Annotated in this window: 2 protein-coding genes; both read left to right on the top strand. The window is 60.8% G+C overall.

Going from position 1 to position 1255, the window contains the following annotated elements; genetic code table 11:
- The coding region (locus ACRXB1_RS36275) for an ATP-binding protein (RefSeq protein WP_449494801.1) at positions 1–881 on the top strand (881 nt) is incomplete at its 5' end.
- A gap of 113 nt (positions 882–994) precedes the next feature.
- Positions 995–1255: vWA domain-containing protein (locus tag ACRXB1_RS36280; protein ID WP_449494802.1), on the top strand; the 261-nt coding region annotated here is incomplete at its 3' end.

Raw genomic sequence — 1255 nt, forward strand, 5'->3', positions numbered from 1 at the left:
TCGGCACGGCGAAGTCCACCACAGCGCGCGCACTGGCCGAGCTGCTTCCCGAAGGCCGCTTCGTCACCCTGCCGTTGGGCGCGAGTGAAGAGCAACTGATCGGATCGCTCGATCTTGAAACGGCGTTACGCGACGGCGGCGTGCGTTTTTCGCCGGGCTTGCTTTCGAAGGCGCATGAAGGCGTGTTGTATGTGGATGAAGTCAATCTGCTGCCGAATCAGCTCGTGGATCAATTGCTCGATGTCGCTGCAAGCGGCGTGAACTTGATCGAGCGCGATGGCATCTCGCATCGGCATGACGCGCGGTTTGTGTTGATTGGCACGATGAACCCCGAGGAAGGCGAACTCAGGCCGCAGTTGCTCGATCGGTTTGGGCTTGCGGTGGAGTTGCAGAATTGCTTCGATGCCAACGTACGTCGCGAGATCGTCAAGGCGCGGCTTGCATTCGACGCAAATCCTGAAGCGTTCCGTTTGCGGTTAGCGCCGCAACAAGATGCGTTGTCGCATAAGCTTCTACGTGCACGTTCAGCTCTTCCCGCCCTCGAATTCGATGACTCCGTTCATGCGCGTGTGAGCGAGCTTTGCATCGAGGCAAACGTCGACGGCTTGCGCGCCGATCTGGTCATGCTGCGTGCGGCGCGTGCGCTGGCTGCATTGGAGGAGGCCGATGCGGTCCGGGTGGATCATGTCGAACGCATTGCGGAGGCGGTGCTTCTGCATCGGCGGAAAGTCGGCAACGAACCTGCAGGCAAACGCGAACAGGAAAAGCAGCAACCCCAATCGCAAGACACCGATGAAGCCAACTTCGGCTACATGCCGCCCGAGCCCGTCGATATAACCACCGTAAAAAACGTGAGGCCGCTCACGTCAAAAAAATCCTGAGCCATCGAAGGCCGGAAACACGCGCCGACCCCGGCCGCCTTCGATGGCTCGATCCTTTCGCTCCCGGCAAAGCGCGTTCACGCGAAGGCGAGAAGAGCGGGCGCATCGACTGGATGCAAACGCTGCTCGCGAAACGCAATCAGATGCTCGACGCGGCGCATCTGCGGTTTCATTGCGAGGAAGGCGAGGCGAGCGCGCTGCATTGTTTCGTGCTCGATTGTTCAGGTTCGATGCTTGGCGGCAAGCGGCTCGCGCTCGCGAAGGGGCTGGTTGTTGCGTTGTTCGATCGCGCATACCGGGAGCGTGCGGAGGTGGCGCTTGTGTGTTTTGGCGGCGAACCTCGGCCGTCGCGCCGCGCACTGGTGGAACGACCA

This window comes from Caballeronia sp. M23-90, assembly GCF_053574605.1.